The sequence below is a fragment of the Streptomyces sp. YIM 121038 genome (genome assembly GCF_006088715.1).
Lineage (GTDB): Bacteria > Actinomycetota > Actinomycetes > Streptomycetales > Streptomycetaceae > Streptomyces.
This window is the reverse complement of sequence record NZ_CP030771.1, coordinates 5,242,570-5,259,959: the sequence shown is the minus strand read 5'-3', so window position 1 is coordinate 5,259,959 and position 17,390 is coordinate 5,242,570. Positions and strand designations below refer to the sequence as shown.

Annotated in this window: 14 protein-coding genes; 2 read left to right on the top strand and 12 right to left on the bottom strand. The window is 74.7% G+C overall.

Annotation, left to right across the window (positions count from 1 at the left end; genetic code table 11):
- Positions 1-85: 85 nt before the first annotated feature.
- Positions 86-3,769, top strand: coding sequence for a WD40 repeat domain-containing protein (locus C9F11_RS22435; protein WP_346347330.1), 3,684 nt, complete (start codon positions 86-88; stop codon positions 3,767-3,769).
- A gap of 72 nt (positions 3,770-3,841) precedes the next feature.
- On the opposite strand, the gene C9F11_RS22430 is transcribed toward C9F11_RS22435, so the two are convergent.
- Positions 3,842-5,125, bottom strand: coding sequence for an adenylosuccinate synthase (locus C9F11_RS22430; protein WP_138960965.1), 1,284 nt, complete (start codon positions 5,123-5,125; stop codon positions 3,842-3,844).
- A gap of 173 nt (positions 5,126-5,298) precedes the next feature.
- Between C9F11_RS22430 and C9F11_RS22425 the strand changes: the two genes are divergently transcribed.
- The gene (locus C9F11_RS22425; RefSeq protein WP_138960964.1) at positions 5,299-6,150 is read left to right on the top strand and encodes a diacylglycerol kinase; all 852 of its coding nucleotides are present in this window, start codon (positions 5,299-5,301) and stop codon (positions 6,148-6,150) included.
- Here the strand turns inward: C9F11_RS22425 and C9F11_RS22420 are convergent.
- The 11 genes from C9F11_RS22420 to C9F11_RS22370 all read right to left on the bottom strand — a co-directional run bounded on the left by C9F11_RS22420 (position 6,147) and on the right by C9F11_RS22370 (position 17,249).
- The gene (locus tag C9F11_RS22420; RefSeq protein ID WP_138960963.1) at positions 6,147-7,379 is read right to left on the bottom strand and encodes a cytochrome P450; all 1,233 of its coding nucleotides are present in this window, start codon (positions 7,377-7,379) and stop codon (positions 6,147-6,149) included. The genes C9F11_RS22425 and C9F11_RS22420 overlap by 4 nt on opposite strands.
- 127 nt (positions 7,380-7,506) lie before the next feature.
- The gene (locus C9F11_RS22415) at positions 7,507-8,190 is read right to left on the bottom strand and encodes a response regulator transcription factor (protein ID WP_138960962.1); all 684 of its coding nucleotides are present in this window, start codon (positions 8,188-8,190) and stop codon (positions 7,507-7,509) included.
- Positions 8,187-9,500 (bottom strand): histidine kinase, encoded by a 1,314-nt coding sequence (locus C9F11_RS22410; protein WP_138960961.1) that lies wholly within the window; start codon positions 9,498-9,500, stop codon positions 8,187-8,189. The genes C9F11_RS22415 and C9F11_RS22410 overlap by 4 nt, the downstream gene beginning before the upstream one ends.
- Before the next feature lie 130 nt (positions 9,501-9,630).
- Positions 9,631-10,536 carry an alpha/beta hydrolase gene (locus tag C9F11_RS22405; RefSeq protein ID WP_138960960.1) on the bottom strand — a complete coding sequence of 302 codons (906 nt, stop codon included), beginning with the start codon at positions 10,534-10,536 and terminating at the stop codon, positions 9,631-9,633.
- A gap of 134 nt (positions 10,537-10,670) precedes the next feature.
- Positions 10,671-11,918 carry an aminotransferase class V-fold PLP-dependent enzyme gene (locus tag C9F11_RS22400; RefSeq protein ID WP_138960959.1) on the bottom strand — a complete coding sequence of 416 codons (1,248 nt, stop codon included), beginning with the start codon at positions 11,916-11,918 and terminating at the stop codon, positions 10,671-10,673.
- Positions 11,911-12,765 carry a tryptophan 2,3-dioxygenase family protein gene (locus C9F11_RS22395; RefSeq protein WP_249401835.1) on the bottom strand — a complete coding sequence of 285 codons (855 nt, stop codon included), beginning with the start codon at positions 12,763-12,765 and terminating at the stop codon, positions 11,911-11,913. Before C9F11_RS22395 ends, C9F11_RS22400 begins: the two co-directional genes overlap by 8 nt.
- 195 nt (positions 12,766-12,960) lie before the next feature.
- Positions 12,961-13,374, bottom strand: a complete 414-nt coding sequence (locus C9F11_RS22390; protein ID WP_138960957.1) for a DUF3151 domain-containing protein — start codon at positions 13,372-13,374, stop codon at positions 12,961-12,963.
- Positions 13,375-13,465: 91 nt separating this feature from the next.
- Positions 13,466-14,632, bottom strand: coding sequence for an aminotransferase class I/II-fold pyridoxal phosphate-dependent enzyme (locus tag C9F11_RS22385; RefSeq protein WP_138960956.1), 1,167 nt, complete (start codon positions 14,630-14,632; stop codon positions 13,466-13,468).
- A 73-nt stretch (positions 14,633-14,705) separates the two neighbouring features.
- Positions 14,706-15,728 carry a class II fructose-bisphosphate aldolase gene (fbaA, locus tag C9F11_RS22380; protein WP_138960955.1) on the bottom strand — a complete coding sequence of 341 codons (1,023 nt, stop codon included), beginning with the start codon at positions 15,726-15,728 and terminating at the stop codon, positions 14,706-14,708.
- 144 nt (positions 15,729-15,872) lie between these two features.
- On the bottom strand, positions 15,873-16,424 hold the full coding sequence (gene pyrE, locus C9F11_RS22375; protein WP_138960954.1) for an orotate phosphoribosyltransferase: 552 nt from the start codon (positions 16,422-16,424) through the stop codon (positions 15,873-15,875).
- Between the two features lie 30 nt (positions 16,425-16,454).
- Complete coding sequence (locus C9F11_RS22370; protein ID WP_138960953.1) at positions 16,455-17,249, bottom strand: aldose 1-epimerase; 795 nt, start codon at positions 17,247-17,249, stop codon at positions 16,455-16,457.
- Positions 17,250-17,390: the final 141 nt, after the last annotated feature.

The following is a 17,390-nucleotide window of genomic DNA, read 5'->3' as shown; positions in this document are numbered from 1 at the left end:
CTCGCTCGCGGCTTCCGCGCGGCCGGGCGGCGGAGTTGGGTGGGTGCCCGTCACGCACGTACGGGGGCACGCGGGGGGATGCGCCGTGGGACGTCGCGAGAAGCCGATCGACCCGGCGGCGGGGCCGGTGGAGCGGTTCGCGCACGAGTTGCGCGCGCTGCGCCGCGAGGCGGGCACGCCCACGTACCGGGCGATGGCCGCCGACTCCGCGTACTCCGCCACCACGCTCGCCTACGCCGTCGCGGGCGAGAAACTGCCCTCGCTGCCGGTCGCCCTCGCCTATGCGAAGGCCTGCGGCGGCGACCTCGCCCTGTGGGAGCGGCGCTGGCGCGCGGCCCGCGTCGAGGAGGCCGCGCACCGGCCCCGCGACGAGGCGGAGGACGGCGAACCGCCCTACCGGGGGCTCGCGCGCTTCGACACCGGGGACCAGGACCACTTCTTCGGCCGCGACCGGCTCACCGGCGAACTCGTCGGCCTGGCCCGGGAGCACCGCGTCACCACCGTCTTCGGCCCCTCCGGCAGCGGCAAGTCCTCGCTGCTGCGCGCCGGGCTCATCCCCCGGCTGCGGCAGCCCGCGCCCCCGGCGCCCCGGCCCGCCGCCATCCGCGTCCTCACCCCGGGCCCCCGGCCCCTGCGCACCCACGAGCGGCTCTTCGCCCCGGCCCCGGGCGACGGCGACACCTGGCTGGTGGTCGACCAGTTCGAGGAGGTCTTCACGCTCTGCCACGACCCGGACGAGCGGGAGGAGTTCATCGCACGCCTGGTGTCCGCCCGCTCCCCGGCGCTGCGCCTGCGGGTGGTGCTCGGCGTGCGCGCCGACTTCTACGACCGCTGTCTGCGGCACCGCGCGCTCGCCGACGCCGTCCGCGAGGCCAGCCTGCCGGTGGTCCCGATGAGCCCCGCCGAACTGCGCGAGGCCATCGTCCGCCCGGCCGCCGCGCACGGCCTCATCGTGGAGCGCGCCCTCACCGCCCGGCTCATCGAGGAGACCCTGGACGAGCCGGGCTGTCTGCCCCTGACCTCCCACGCGCTCCTGGAGACCTGGCGCCGCCGCCGGGGCCGCACCCTGACGATGGCCGCGTACGAGGCGTCCGGCCGGGTCGCGGGGGCGCTCGCCCGCACCGCCGAGGACCTGTACACGCAGCTGCCCGCCGGACAGCGGGACGTGGCGCGCCGCATCCTGCTCCGGCTGATCACACCGGGGGACGGCGTGCCGGACACCCGGCGGCCGGCGCGCCGGGCCGAGCTCGACGACGGGGGCGCGGCGGACACCGCGCCCGCCGCCCGCGTCCTGGACCGGCTCGCCCGCGCCCGCCTGGTCACGCTCGACCACGACACCGCCGATCTGACCCACGAGGCCGTCATCACCGGCTGGCCCCGGCTGCGCGGCTGGATCGAGGAGGACCGCGAGCGGCTGCGCTGCCACCGCCGCCTCACCGAGGCCGCCGAGGCCTGGGCGGAACTCGGCCGGGACACCGGCGCCCTGTACCGGGGCACCCGCCTCGCCACCGCCGAGGAACACTTCCCCGGCGCCGCCGCCCACCCCGCGCTCACCGCCCTGGAGCGGGACTTCCTGGTCGCGAGCACCGCCGCCCGCGACCAGGAGCAGCGCGCCGCGGCCCGGGTGACGCGCCGTCTGCGCCGGTTCACCACGGCCCTGTCGGTGCTGCTCGCCCTCGTGCTCGCCGCGAGCCTGATCGCCTGGCAGCAGAGCCGGGACAGCGGCCGCGAGCGCGACCGGGCGCGGGCCGCGCAGCGCGTGGCCCAGTCCCGGCAGCTCGCCGCGCAGTCGGCGGCCCTGCTCGACAGCGACCCCGACCTGGCCTCGCTGCTCGCGGTGCGGGCCCACCGCGCGGCCGCCACGCCGGAGGCCGCGGGCAGCCTCTACGCCGCCGCCGAGCTGCCGCTGCGGCGCCGCTTCACCGCCGCCGACGGGCCCGTCCTGTCCGTCGCGGTGAGCCCCGGCGGGCACACCGTCGCCACCAGCGGCTACGACGGCACCGTACGGCTGTGGGACCCGGCCACCGGCAGGCTGCGGGCCGACCTCAGCAGCGACACCGGTGACGTCTACTCCGTGGCGTTCAGCCCCGACGGGCGCACCCTGGCCGCGAGCGGCGACTCCCGGGTCCGGCTGTGGGACGTCGCCACCGGCACGGTGCGCCGGGCCCTGGCCCGGCACACCGACGCGGTCTTCACGCTCGCCTTCAGCCCCGACGGCCGCACCCTCGCGACCGGCAGCGACGACGGCACCGTACGCCTCTCGGACACGGCGACGGGCCGGACCCGGGCCACCCTCAGGGGCCACCGGGGCGAGATCTCCGGGGTCGCCTTCGGCCGCGCCGGGCACCTCCTCGCCTCCAGCGGCGCCGACCGGACCGTACGCCTGTGGGACGTGGCCACCGGCGAGCGGCGCGCCACCCTGCGGGGCCACAAGGGCGAGGTGTCCGCGGTGGCCTTCAGCCGCGACGGCCGCACCCTGGCCTCCACCGGCTACGACCGGACCGTACGCCTGTGGGACGTGGCGGCGCGCCGGACGCGGGCCGTCCTGCGCGGGCACACGGGCGAGGTCTCCGCCGTCGCCTTCAGCCCCGACGGGCGCACCCTGGCCTCCAGCGGCGCCGACCGGACCGTACGCCTGTGGAACACGGCCACCGGCCGCGTCCGGACCGTCCTCACCGGCCACACCGCCCCCGTCTCCGGGGTCGCCTTCGGCCCGGACGGGCACACCCTGGCCTCCAGCGGCTACGACCGGACGGTGCGGCTGTGGAACACGGCCACGGCCGCCCCGCACACCACGCTCACCGGCCAGGGCGCCCCGGTCTCCCTCGCGGCCTACAGCCCCGACGGGCGCACCCTGCTCACCGGCGGCGAGGACGGCGGCGTACGGCTGTGGAACACCGCCACCGGCCGGGCGCGCGCCACCCTCACCGACCGCACCGGGCCCGTCCTCGCGGTCTCGTTCAGCCGCGACGGGCGCACCCTGACGACGGTCAACGACACCCAGCGGGTGCGGCGCTGGGACCTGGCCACCGGCAGGCCGCGCAGCACGTCCGTCGACAGCGCGGAGGCGGTCGTGGCGGCGGCCATCGGCCCGGACGGCCGGACCCTCGCCGTGGTCACCGGGCAGCGGACGGTCCGGCTGTGGGGCGGGGCGGCGGGCGGGACCCGGACCGTGCTCGACCACCCCGGGGCGGTCCTCGCGCTGGCCTTCAGCCGGGACGGGCGCACCCTGGCCACCGGCAGCGCCGACGGGTCGGTACGGCTGTGGGACGTCGCCGGGGGCCCGCCGCGCACCACCCTGACCGGGCCCGCCGACGCGGTCGGCGCGGTCGCGGTCAGCCCCGACGGGCGCACGGTGGCCGCGGGCAGCGACGACGGCACGGTCCGGCTGTGGGACGCGGCCACCGGCCGGACCCTGGCCGCCCTCACCGACCGCACCGGGCAGGTCCTCACGGTGGCCTTCAGCCGCGACGGGCGCACCCTGGCCGGCGGCGGCGCCGACGGCACGGTCCGGCTGTGGGACACGGCCACCGGGCATCTGCGCGCCCGCCTCGGCGGGCACACCGGGTCCGTGCGCACGGTGGCGTTCAGCCCGGACGGGCGCACCCTGGCCACCGGCGGCGAGGACGCGACGACCCGGCTGTGGCGGACCGACCTGCCCACGCCGTCCGGCGCGATCCGGCGGATCTGCCGCGCGGTCGGCCGCGACCTGACCCGGCAGGAGCGCGCGAGCCACCTACAGGACCAGGAGCACGGCCGCACCTGCTGAACGCGCGCGAGCGCCCGGTGGCCAGGGCCACCGGGCGCTCGTACAGGCGACGGACGCGACGGACGCGACGGACTAGATGAACGAGTTGATCTCGATCGTCTCGTCGCGGCCCGGGCCCACGCCGATCGCGGAGATCGGGGCGCCGGACATCTCCTCCAGGGCCTTCACATAGGCCTGCGCGTTCTTCGGCAGGTCGGCGAAGGTCTTGGCCTTGGTGATGTCCTCGGACCAGCCCGGCAGCGTCTCGTAGATCGGCTTCGCGTGGTGGAAGTCCGTCTGGTTGTACGGGAGCTCCTCGACGCGCTTGCCGTCGATCTCGTACGCGACGCAGACCGGGATCTGCTCCCAGCCGGTGAGGACGTCGAGCTTGGTGAGGAAGAAGTCCGTCAGGCCGTTCACCCGGGTCGCGTAGCGGGCGATCGGGGCGTCGAACCAGCCGCAGCGGCGGTCCCGGCCCGTGGTGACGCCGCGCTCGCCGCCGATGGTGCGCAGCGCCTCGCCGTCCGCGTCGAACAGCTCCGTCGGGAACGGGCCCGCGCCGACGCGCGTGGTGTACGCCTTCAGGATGCCGATGACGCGGCTGATCTTCGTCGGGCCGACGCCGGTGCCCGTGCAGGCACCGCCCGCGGTCGGGTTCGACGAGGTGACGAAGGGGTACGTGCCGTGGTCCACGTCCAGGAGCGTGCCCTGGCCGCCCTCGAACAGGACGACCTTGTCCTCGTCGAGCGCGTTGTTGAGGATCAGCGTGGTGTCGGCCACGTAACTCTTGATGTTCTCGCCGTGCTCCAGGAGCTGCTCGACGATCTGCTCCGCCTCGATGGCGCGGCGGTTGAACACCTTGGTGAGCAGCTGGTTCTTCTGCTCCAGGGCCGCTTCGACCTTCTGCTTCAGGATCGACTCGTCGTAGAGGTCCTGGACGCGGATGCCGGTGCGGTTGATCTTGTCGGCGTAGGTCGGGCCGATGCCGCGGCCGGTCGTGCCGATCTTCCGCTTGCCGAGGAAGCGCTCGCCGACCTTGTCCACCGTCACGTTGTACGGCGTGATGATGTGCGCGTTTCCGCTGATCAGCAGCTTCGACGTGTCGACGCCGCGCTCGTTCAGACCGCTCAGCTCGGAGAGCAGGACCGACGGGTCGACGACGACGCCGTTACCGATGACCGGTACGCAGTCCGGCGAGAGGATTCCGGAAGGGAGGAGGTGCAGCGCGTACTTCTGGTCGCCTACGACGACCGTGTGGCCGGCGTTGTTGCCGCCCTGGTAGCGCACTACATAGTCCACGGATCCACCGAGCAGGTCGGTGGCCTTTCCCTTGCCTTCGTCACCCCACTGAGCACCGAGCAGCACGAGTGCGGGCACAGGCGTACACCCCTTCCGGGCGGGGCATGTCCAAGGTCAGGGGCCACGGCTCGATGCCGTCGCCACCGGTGTGGGTGTGCCTTGGTCGCCCCGGAATAGACGAAGCCCCTGGCGCAATAGCGCAAGGGGCTCTTGCACAAAGATGCTACCCGAGGACTAAAGAAAGGGCGCACGTGTCGGCTCGCGGCCAGCGCGATGACCTCATCGTGATCATCGACCCGGTCGCCCGGCGCACGGACGGCGAGTCCGTACGCATCGCCAAGGACGTGCTTGGCGCGGGCGCGGAGCTCAAGCTCTGTCTGCCCGAAGGCCCCGAGGAATTCGCCCGCGCCCTGGCCAGACGGGGGACGCGGCGGCCGGTCGTGGTCGGCGACGACGCGGCCCTGCGGCGGGCCGTCGCCGTCCTGCACCGGGAGCGGGCGCTCGGCGCGACCGATCTGGCGGTCGTGCCCGTCGCGGGCGGCGCCACCGGGGTGCGGCTCGCCCGCGCCCTCGGCGTGCCCGCGGGGGCGGTCGCCGCGGCGCGCACCGTGCTCGACGGGGTGCCCCGGCGGCTCGACCTGCTCGTCGACGACCGCGACGAGGTCGTCCTCGGGGACGTGCGGATCCCGTCCCTGGGCGCGGGCCTCGCCGGGGAGCCCGGCGCCGAGCGGCACGGCCACCCCTGGCTGCGGACCTGCCAGTCCCTCGTCCGCACCCTGGGCGCCCGGCCCGCGGCGGGCCGGGCCGGGCCCTCGCGGCTGCGGGTGGAGGCCGACGGGGTGACCCTCGTCGACCTCGACCAGCCCGTCGAGGGCGTGTCCGTGGTGCCGGGCGGCGGGGGCCTCGCCCGGGTGGAGGTGCGGCCGTCGTCCGTCGGGGCCGGGATGGCTCCTGTGGGGGCGCGGGCCCGCTCCGTGACGGTGTCGGGCCCCGACTTCCGCTACCGCGCGGACGGGACGACGGCCGGGCCCGTCCGCACCCGCACCTGGACCGCCCGCCCCCAGGCCTGGGGCCTCACCCTGCCCGCGGACCCGCCCCGCTAGACCTCCACGAGCAGCTCCTGAAGGCCCCGGATCACGAAGTTCGGCGTGCGCCGCGGCTCGGCGGCGAGGCGCAGTCCCGGCGCACGGCGCAGCAGGGCCCGCAGCGACGCGGCGAGCTCGACGCGCGCCAGGGGCGCCCCGATGCAGTAGTGGATGCCCGCGCTGAAGGAGATGTGCGGGTTGGCGTCGCGGGGGCGGGCGAGGTCGAGCGCGTCGGGGTCGCGGAAGGCGGCCGCGTCCCGGTTCGCCGAGCCGAAGAGGAGCGCCACCTCGCTGCCCCGGGGGATCACCGTGCCGCCGACCTCGATGTCGTCGAGCACCCACCGCTCGAAGAGCTGGAGCGGGGTGTCGTGGCGCAGCAGCTCCTCCACGGCCGTGGGGAGCAGCCGCTCCGGCTCCGCGCGCAGGGCGGCGAGCTGCCCGGGGTGGCGGAACAGCGCGTACCAGCCGTTCACGGTGGCGTTGACGGTCGCCTCGTGCCCGGCGTTCAGGAGCAGCACGCAGGTGGAGACCAGCTCCTGTTCGCTGAGCCGGTCGCCCTCCTCGTGGGCGGCGATGAGGTCGGTGAGCAGGTCGTCACCGGGCCGCGCCCGCCGCTCGGCGATCAGCTCCCGCAGATACGCGGAGAACTCCAGGGACGCGCGCACCGCGCGGGCGGCGGCCGCCTCGCCCGGGTTCAGCTCGTACATCCCGCAGATGTCCGCCGACCAGGGGCGCAGCGGCCCCCGGTCGCCCTCCGGGATGCCGAGCAGCTCGGCGATCACCGCGACGGGCAGCGGCTCCGCGACCCGCGCGAGCAGGTCGCCGCCGCCGTCCGCGACGAGGCCGCGCACCAGGCCGTCCGCGAGGTCCTCGACGTACGGGCGCAGGCGCTCCACCGTCCGGGGCGTGAACGCCTTCGCGACCAGGCGCCGGATGCGGGTGTGCGCGGGCGCCTCCAGGTCGAGCATCCCGTGGTCGTTGAGGACGTGGAACGGCTCGTGCGCGGCCGGGGGCGCCGTGCGCCCGAACTCCTCGTGCCCGAACCGGTGCAGATACGTGCGGCCGAGCCGCCGGTCGCGCAGCAGCGCGGCGACGTCCGCGTGGTGCGGGATCAGGTACTGGTCGCTCGGCCCGTAGTAGTGCACCCGTCCCCGCGCGCGCAGCTCCGCGTAGGCGGGGTAGGGGTCGGCGAGGAAGGCACCCGACGAGGGCGCGAAGACACCGGTGACGTCCGCCAGTTCAGCCATATGCGGATGCTAAGGGAGCGCCCCGAAGGGGCGCGGGGCCATACCGATTGCGGCTCCGCCGCGTGGGCGCGACCAGCCACGGCGGACCCGCAGATTCAGCATCGCACTTCCCGCGGAGCGCCCCCGTTCACCCGGGTGTGACCAGCCTCGCCTCGTAGGCGAACACCGCGGCCTGGGTGCGGTCCCGCAGGCCCAGCTTCACCAGGATCCGGCTGACGTGGGTCTTGATGGTGGACTCGGCGACGACGAGCCGGGCGGCGATCTCCAGGTTGGAGAGCCCCTGCGCGATGAGCACGAGCACCTCCGTCTCGCGCTCGGTCAGCTCCCCGTACTGGGCCTGCGCCTGCGCGGTCCCCGCGGGCTGCGGCCGGTCCGCGAGCCGGGAGAACTCCGTGATGAGGCGGCGCGTGACGCTCGGCGCGAGCAGCGCCTCGCCGGCGGCGACGACGCGGACGCCGTCCGCGAGCTGCCGCGCCGAGGCGTCCTTGAGGAGGAAGCCCGACGCGCCCGCGCGCAGCGCCTGGTACACGTACTCGTCGAGGTCGAAGGTGGTCAGGACGAGGACCCTGGTGGTGGTGGAGTCGGCGGCGACGATCTCGCGGGTGGCGTCGATGCCGTTCAGCTCGGGCATGCGGATGTCCATGAGCACCACGTCGGGGGCGAGTTCGCGCACCCGCTGCACGGCCTCGCGGCCGTTGACGGCCTCGCCGACGACCTCGATGCCGGGCATCGCGTTGAGCAGCACGGAGAAGCCCTCGCGGACCATCATCTGGTCGTCCGCGATCAGCACGCGGATGGTCTCGGCGCTCACGCGGCCGCCCCCTCGGCCGCGCCCGACGCCGCCGCCACCGGGACGGGCAGGAACACCGTGACCTCATATCCGCCGTCGGCCGTCGGCTCGGCCGTCATCTCCCCGTCCAGCATCCCGACGCGCTCCCGCATACCGGTGATGCCGTGTCCGGCGCCCGGCGAGGGCTTCACCAGACCGGTCGCGGGGCCGTTCACGATCCGCAGGCCGAGCCCGCCGAGCACGTAGCCGATCTCCACCCGGGCCGTCGACCCCGGCGCGTGCCGCAGGCTGTTGCTGAGCGCCTCCTGCACGATCCGGTACGCGGACAGCTCGACGCCCTGCGGCAGCTCGCGCACCCCTCCGGTGACGGTCTTCTCCACGGTCAGACCGGTCTCCCGGACGTTGTCGATGAGCCGGTCGAGATCGGCGAGCGTCGGCTGCGGGGCGTCGGGCGCCTCGTAGTCCTCCGCCCGTACGACGCCGAGCACGCGGCGCAGCTCGGTCAGGGCGACCACCGCGTTCTCGCGGATCGTCGCGAAGGCCTGCGCCAGCTCCGGCGGCGGGTTCTCCACCCGGTACGGGGCCGCCTCCGCCTGGATGGCGACGACCGACATGTGGTGGGCCACGACGTCGTGCAGCTCACGGGCGATGTTCGTGCGCTCCTCCAGGAGCGTGCGCCGGTCCCGCTCGACGGCGGTCACGGTGCGCTCGGCGACGACCTCGCGGCGGGCGTCCCGGTTCGCCGACACCAGCGTCACGATGGCGATGACGACGCCGCTGAACGTCAGCATCTCCAGGGAGTCCGAGTTCCAGGCGACGGTCGCGTCGACGAACATCGAGTACAGGGCGGTCAGGGCCCACATCCACGCCCCCGTGCGCGGCCTGGTCCGCGCCGCGACCACCGCCATCACCACCGTGTGCCCGACGATCGAGCCGGGCGGCCACGGGGCCCAGCCGCCGCCGCTCAGGACCATCATCAGCGGGGTCATCCCCAGCGAGCACCACCAGGCGAGCACCGGCCGCACCAGCGTGAGCAGCACCGCCCCGGCGGGCAGGAACCCGGTCAGCGCCCAGGCGAACTCCCCGTTCGTGTCCCAGCCGCCGAAGCCGCCCGCGTACGCGACGAACAGGGTCAGCAGCGCGAACGCCGTCACCACGCCGTGCGGCAGCCACTGCTCGGCCCGCGCCGCGCGCCCCGGCAGCCGCGCGGCACCCCGTCGCAGCGGCCGCAGCGGCCGGTACGCGAACACGTCCTGGAACAGGTCGGCGCGCAGGCCCTGGAGGGCGTTCTGCGCGAGGTGGAACTCTGGGCTGCGCGTCTTCTCGGTCACGTCTAAGACGGTACGGGGGCCGTGACCCCCCGGACGTCCCCTCTGGGACGGGTTCCCGGGGGTCCGTCGCAAGTACTACGCGGCGGCCGGACGGCCCCCTCGGCTCCCCTCGGCCCCCTCGCCCCCAGGCTCAGAACGCGAGCTGGGCGATCTCCTCCGCGACCACCGCGCACGCGTCCGCCGCCGGGTCGATCAGGGGGAAGTGGCCGACGTCCTCCAGGAGCGTCAGACCGACCACCTCGCCCGCCTTCGCGGCGGCGTCGGCGTAGGCCTCGGCGACCGCCTGGGGAACGACGATGTCGGTGCGGCCCTGGACGACGGTCGTGGCGATGCCGGTGGGCAGGAGCGCGGCGGGGTCGGCGTGGGCCAGGCGCTGGGCGAAGCGGACCCCGGCCGCCGGGTCCTCGGCGTCCAGGAGCTGGCGCACGGCGCCGGAGCAGACGCCCAGCTCGTCCGCCACGCGGAAGTCCGCGATGGGCGCGAGCGCGACGACGCCCCGCAGCGGCGCGGGCCGGGCCGTGCGCCACGGCGAGCCCTCCGGCAGGACGTGCCGGGCCGCGGCCCACAGGGCGAGGTGGCCGCCCGCCGAGTGGCCGGTCACCACGGTCCGGCGCGGGTCGGCGACAGGCAGCGCCGTGCGGGCGAGCGCGGGCAGCGCGTCCAGGGCGGCGGCCACGTCGTCGAAGGTCTCCGGCCAGCGCCCGGCCACGGGCCCGGCGGCGCCGCCCTGCGCGGGGATCGGCCCGGCCGCGCCGCCCCTGCGGTACTCGACGTTGGCCACGGCGAAGCCCCGCCGGGCCAGGAAGTCCGCGAACGGCGTGATGTGCAGGCGGTCGTAGGGGGCCCGCCACGCCCCGCCGTGCAGGACGACGACGAGCGGGGCCGGGCCCTCGCCGCCGCCGCGCGGCGCGTAGAAGTCCACGATCTGGTCCGGGTGCGGACCGTAGGCGGCGGTGGCGTCCGGCCGCACCTCGGGGTGCGCGAAGGCGGACTGCTCCTCGGCGGCGTCACGCGCCACGGCGGCGTCGTCCGGCATGCGGTGGCCTCCCGGCTCGGCGGAGTGCGGAACCGCCGGGCGCCGGTGACAACTGACCGGCGCCCGGCGGGCGTTCGTACGACAGTCGGGACCAGGCACCCCGGAGGGCCATGATCCAGATTGGCCGGACGTTATCAGGTGTCCCGGCCGCTCCCGGGTCCCGGTACCCCGTCGCCTCCGAGGATGCCGCCGAGGACCCGCGCGGCCCGCTCCGCGTCCGCGAACGACACGTACAGCGGGGTGAAGCCGAAGCGCAGCACGTCCGGCGCGCGGAAGTCGCCGACCACGCCCGCCGCGACGAGCTTCGGCATGACCTCCCGCGCGTCCGGGCAGCGCAGCGCGATCTGGCTGCCGCGCTCCGCGTGCGCGGCCGGGGTGATGGACTCGGCCCGCCCCCGGGGCACGTACGCCCCGACGCACTCCAGGAAGAAGTCCGTGAGCGCCAGGGACTTGGCCCGTACGTCGTCGAGCGAGACGCCGTCCCAGACGTCGAGGGCCGCCTCCAGGGCGAGCAGCGACAGGATGTCCGGCGTGCCGACGCGGCCGCGCACCGCACCCGCGGCGGGTTCGTAGTCGGGCCGCATGCCGAAGGGGTCGGCGTGCGAGTTCCAGCCGGGCAGCGGCGAGTCGAAGCGGTCCTGGAGGTCACGGCGTACGTAGAGGTACGCGGGCGAACCCGGGCCGCCGTTCAGGTACTTGTACGTGCAGCCGACCGCGAGGTCCACGCCGTGCTCGTCCAGGGCGACGGGCAGCGCGCCCGCCGTGTGGCACAGGTCCCACACCACGCGGGCGCCCGCCGCGTGCACGGCCGCCGTGAGCCCCGGCAGGTCGTGCAGGCGGCCCGACTGGTAGTCGGCGTGGTTGAGCAGCACCGCGGCCGTGCGCGGGCCGAGCAGGCCGGGCACGTCGGCCGGGGCGGCCGGGACCACGCGGCAGCCGGTGAGGCGGGCCGCGGACTCGGCGACGTACCCGTCCGTCGGGAAGGTGGTGGCGTCGACGACGACCTCGTCGCGCGCGGCATCGTCGGCCTGGGCCAGGCGCACGGCGGCGACGACCGCCTTGAAGACGTTCACGCTCGTCGAGTCGGAGACGACCACCTGGCCCGGGGCCGCGCCGACGAGCGGGGCGATCCGCTCCCCGACCCGCTCGGGCGCGGTCCACCAGCCGCTCTCGTCCCAGGAGCGGATGCGCAGGCTGCCCCACTCGCGCGTGACGACGTCGGCGACCCGGCCCGCCACGTGCGCGGGCAGCGCGCCCAGGGAGTTCCCGTCCAGGTACACGCCGTCGTCGAGGACGAACTCCTTGCGCTTGGCGGCGAGCCGGTCCGCGGCGTCGAGGACGGCGGCCCGCGCGCGCAGCTCCGCTTCCCTCGGCTCAGACATGGCTGCGCGCCGTCCACAGCTCGGGGAACACGTTCTTCGTGGCGCGCTTCTCCAGCCAGGCCACGCCCGCGGAGCCGCCCGTGCCGGTCTTGGAACCCATGGACCTGCGGGTGGCCACCAGGTGGTCGTTGCGCCAGCGCCACACCAGCTCGGCGACGTCGGTCAGGGCCTCGCCGAGGCGGGCCAGGTCGGAGCCCTCGTCACCGGAGTAGAGCTCGGTCCACACGGCCTCGACGCGGGGCGACGGCTCGTACCTGGCCGTCACGTCGCGGTCGAGGACCTCGGCGGGGACGTCGTGGCCGCGGTGCGCGAGCAGCCGGAGGACCTCGTCGTACAGGCTCGGCTCCTGGAGGGCCTTCTCCAGCTCCGCGTGCACGCGCGGGGTGCCCCGGTGCGGGACCAGCATGGACGCGGACTTCTCGCCGAGCAGGAACTCCATGCGCCGGTACATCGCCGACTGGAAGCCCGAGCCCTCGCCGAGCGAGCCCCGGTAGGAGTTGAACTGACCGGGGGTGAGCTGGCCGAGCGGCTTCCAGGAGGCGTTCAGGGCCTCCAGCTCGCGCACGGAGCGCTTCAGGGCGGCCACCGCGGTCGGCACGTCGTCGTCGCGCAGGGCGCGCGCGGCGGTCTCCCACTCGTGGACGATGACCGTGAACCACAGCTCCATCACCTGGGTCGTGACCAGGAAGACCATCTCGCCCGGGTCGTCGGAGCGCAGGTGCTGGAGGTGGGTGAGGACGTCCGCCTTCACGTAGTCCTCGTACGGGGTGCTGCCGGCGAAGTCGAGGTTGGGGCTGTCGGGGCTCTCGGTGGGCGTTTCGCCGGACGTCTGCTGTATCTCGTTCATCTCGAGAGTCTCGCCTGCCGTGCTCGCCTCGTGGGACATCGCTGTCTCCTAGATGCGTGATCCGGGTAGCGGTCCGCCCCTGCCGTAGCGGCACGGGGGCCCCGGTCCCCACCCGCATCCTCCGCAACATCCCGGGAAACGGCAAGACCTGCCTGGTCACACCGGGTGGCCCAGGCAGGTCCGCGACGCCGGGGGCTAGCCCAGGGTGTCCGCGGCCGTCGCCGAGGAGTCCCGCAGGAACGTCGCGCAGCGCTCGTACTCCTCCTGCTCGCCGATCGCCTGCGCCGCGCGGGCCAGGCCGTGCAGCGCGCGCAGGAAGCCGCGGTTCGGCTCGTGCTCCCACGGCACCGGGCCGTGGCCCTTCCAGCCGGCCCTGCGCAGGGCGTCCAGGCCCCGGTGGTAGCCGGTGCGGGCGTACGCGTACGACTCGACGACGCGGCCCGCCTCGAACGCCTCGTCGGCGAGGCGCGCCCAGGCGAGGGAGGACGTCGGGTACTTGGCGGCGACGTCGGCGGCCGCCGTGCCGCCCGCGAGCAGCTCCCGGGGCTCCGGGTCGTCGGGCAGATGGGTCGGGGGCGGTCCCCCGAGCAGGTTCTCGTGAATGGCCATGGGCTCCAGTCTGCTCCATGCCCCCTCCGGCGGGTGCGCCCCGGCCCCTTTCCCCGCCCCCGGCGCACGGCCCGCGCCGCCCGGCGCCGCCCTAGCGCGCGGCGGCCACCGCGCGCACCGCCCGCACCAGGGCCTCGGTGCCCGCCCGCGCCTTGTCCCGGGGACACCCGACGTTGAGGCGCACGAAGCCCGGGGTGCCGTAGGTGGTGCCCGGCATCACGGCGACCCGCTCCTCGTGCACGAGGTGGTGCTGGAGGGCGTCGTCGGAGGTCTCGCCCAGGACGGGGCGGAGGTCGATCCAGGCCAGATAGCCCGCGTGCGGCGGCCGCCACTCCAGGGCGGGGAAGGCCGCGTTCAGGGTGGCGGCGACCAGGCGCAGATTGGCGTGGGTGTAGGCGCGCACGGCGTCCAGCCAGGCGCCGCCCCCGCGGTACGCGGCGATGTGCGCGGTCAGCGAGAGGGCCGCGGGCGAGGCGAGGCCCTCGCCGGTCTCCATGCGGCGGACGAAGGCGGCGTGGTCGCCGGGGTCGCCGATGAGGCCGTAACTCCCGCTCAAGGCAGGGAAGTTGAAGGACTTCGTCGCGGAGGTGACGAGGGCCCAGCGGCCCCGGCCGTAGCGGGCCCAGGGGCGGTGGACGTGCCCCTCGTGGGTGAGGTCGGCGTGGATCTCGTCGCTGATGACGGCGACGCCGTGCCGCTCGCACAGGCCGGCCACCGCGAGGAGCTCCGCCTCGGTCCACACCCGGCCGGTGGGGTTGTGCGGGGAACACAGGATGAGGACGCGGCTGTCGGGGCGCGCCAGCTCGGCGTCCAGGGCGGCGAACCCGGGGTCCTCCAGGGGCACGCCCCGCAGCTCGCGCCCGAGCCCGGTCACCGCCTTGCGGAAGCCGTCGTACGTCGGCGTGTGCACGACGACGCCCTCGCCCGGCTCCGTCCACAGGCGCAGGAGCTGGGATATCTGGCTGAGCACGGACGGGGCGTACACGAGGGACGCGGGGTCGACGTCCGTGTCGTAGCGGCTCCTGAACCAGTCGTGCACCGCGCCGCGGAAGTCGTCGTTGCGCCAGTCGGTGTAGCCGAACACGCCGTGCGCGACGCGCTGTTGGAGGGCGTCCAGGACCTCGGGCGCGCTGCGGAAGTCCATGTCGGAGATGGTGAAGGGCAGCAGGTCGGGCACCGGGAACCGGTCGCGGATGCCGTCCCACTGGACGCACCAGGTGCCGCGCCGGTCCACAGGAGTGTCGAAGTCGTACGCCACGGTCGGTCGTTCCCTCCGGGTACGCCGACGGGCCCGGCACCCACGAGGAGTGCCGGGCCCGTCGAGCGGTGGACTACTTGAGCTTCGTGCCCGTGGAGCGCAGCGCGCCGCACGCCTCGGTCACGCGCTTGGCCATGGAGGCCTCGGCCAGCTTGCCCCAGGTGCGCGGGTCGTAGGTCTTCTTCGAGCCGACCTCGCCGTCGACCTTCAGGACGCCGTCGTAGTTCTTGAACATGTGGTCCGCGACGGGACGCGTGAAGGCGTACTGGGTGTCGGTGTCGAGGTTCATCTTCACGACGCCGTTCTCCAGCGCCGTGGCGATCTCCTCGGCGGTGGAGCCGGAGCCGCCGTGGAACACGAAGTCGAAGGGGGACGTCTTGCCGTACTTCGCGGCGACACCCTCCTGGAGGTCCTTGAGGAGCTCGGGGCGCAGCACGACGTTGCCCGGCTTGTACACGCCGTGGACGTTGCCGAAGGACGCGGCGAGCAGGTAGCGGCCCTTCTCGCCCAGGCCGAGGGCCTCGGCGGTGCGCAGCGCGTCGTCGACGGTGGTGTACAGCTCGTCGTTGATCTCGTGCGTGACGCCGTCCTCCTCGCCGCCGGTCGGGGTGATCTCGACCTCAAGGATGATCTTCGCGGCGGCGGCCTTGGCGAGCAGCTCCTGGCCGATGGCCAGGTTGTCGGCGAGGGTCTCCGCGGAGCCGTCCCACATGTGGGACTGGAACAGCGGGTTCTCGCCGCGCGCGACGCGCTCGGCGGAGACGTCGATGAGCGGCCGGACGTAGGTGTCCAGCTTGTCCTTCGGGCAGTGGTCGGTGTGCAGCGCGACCGTGACGTCGTACTTCTTGGCGACGATGTGCGCGAACTCGGCGAGGGCCACCGCGCCCGTCACCATGTCCTTGCTGTGCTGCCCGCCCAGGAACTCAGCGCCACCGGTGGAAATCTGGATGATGCCGTCGCTCTCCGCCTCCGCGAAGCCACGCAGGGCGGCGTGCAGGGTCTGGGACGAGGTCACGTTGATGGCCGGGTAGGCGAACTTGCCTGCCTTCGCCCGGTCGAGCATCTCGTTGTAGACCTCGGGGGTTGCGATGGGCATGTGTCCGCTCCTTGTGATGTGCGGGGTGGATGCTGTGCTGCTTGGCCCTGACCTGGGTGTCTAGGGAACCCTGGGACGCCGGGGAACCCGGGGGCGGCGACGGCGATGTCGTCGCCCCCATCCTTCCAGACTTGCGGGAGGTGCTCAGTCGAGCCCGAGCTCGTCCTTCGAGTACGCGAAGAGGTACGGGACCCCCGCGCCCTCGGTGATCTTCACGTCGGCGCCGGTGGCCCGGTCCACGATCGTGGCCACGCCCACGACCTCGGCACCGGCCTCGCGCACGGCCTCCACGGCGGTCAGCGGGGAGCCGCCGGTGGTGGAGGTGTCCTCGACGACCAGGACGCGCCGCCCCTTGATGGCCGGGCCCTCGACGCGCCGCTGCAGGCCGTGCGCCTTGGCGGCCTTGCGCACCACGAAGGCGTCCAGGCGGCGGCCGCGCGCGGCCGCCGCGTGCAGCATCGACGCGGCGACCGGGTCGGCCCCCATCGTCAGGCCGCCCACGGCGTCGAACTCCAGCTCGCTCGTGAGGTCGAGCAGCACCTGCCCGACGAGCGGGGCGGCCTCCCCGTCCAGGGTGATGCGGCGCAGGTCGACGTAGTAGTCGGCCTCCAGGCCCGAGGAGAGGGTCACCTTGCCGTGCACGACGGCCTTGTCCTTGATCTGCCGCAGCAGGTCGCCGCGTACGTCGTTCGTCATGGCTACGAGCTTAAGGGCGCGGCCGGGCCTTCAGAGCCGCCGCCAGGTCCAGGTGGTCGACGTCTCCAGGGGCTCCACCGGGGTGACCAGGCGCGGCAGGGTGTTCAGGCCGTTGGGCGGGCCGCTCTGCGGCTCCACGCACACGGCGGCCTCCTGCTCGTCGTACACGACCACCCACTCCTCCCGGCCGGCCACGTTCAGCTCCAGCTCGCCGGGCCAGGTCAGGGTGACGTCGACGCCGTCCGGCATGCCGAAGCAGTCGTCCCAGGGGCCCGGCAGCGGGTCGACGCGCTCCCCGGTCGGCAGGTGGTCCTCGCCGCGCTGCTCCTGCCAGGCCGCGTCGAAGGCGATCCTGACGTCCTCACCGCCCTCGGTGAGGCGCCGGTTGAACCACGGGTGCCAGCCCGCCTGCGCCGGGAAGGAGTCGTCGTACGTCTCCACGGACATCCGCAGCGTCAGCGCGCTCTCCGTCAGCTCGACGATCTGCGTGACCCGGCCGGTGTACGGCCACGGGTCCGCGAGGTCGTAGGTGAACACGGCCTCGCGGTCGCTGACCCGGGCGGTCCTCCACGCGGTGTCCCTGCCGGTGCCGTGGATGGCGTGCGGCGGGGAGTTGAGGGGGAGCTGGTGGGGGTGGCCGCCGTTCAGGAAGCGGCCGTTCCTGGTCCGGCCGCACCACGGCACCATCGGGAAGCAGCCGTAGCGCTCCCCCTGCCGCAGCAGCTCGACGCCGTCCACCTTGAGGCTGCCGAGGCGGGCGCCGTTCCCCGGCCGCACCGAAACTTCCGCGTCACCCGCGGCCAACGTGATCTCTTCGCTGCTCACACCCCGACCCTAGCCCCGGCCCTCGCGGGGGCGCCCCAGGCCCGCCCCTTCCCGATCCGGGGGCTGCCGCCCCCGTGCCCCCGCCCTTTTCGGCGCTCCGCGCCTCGTCCTCAAACGCCGGACGGGCTGGATGGTGCCGCT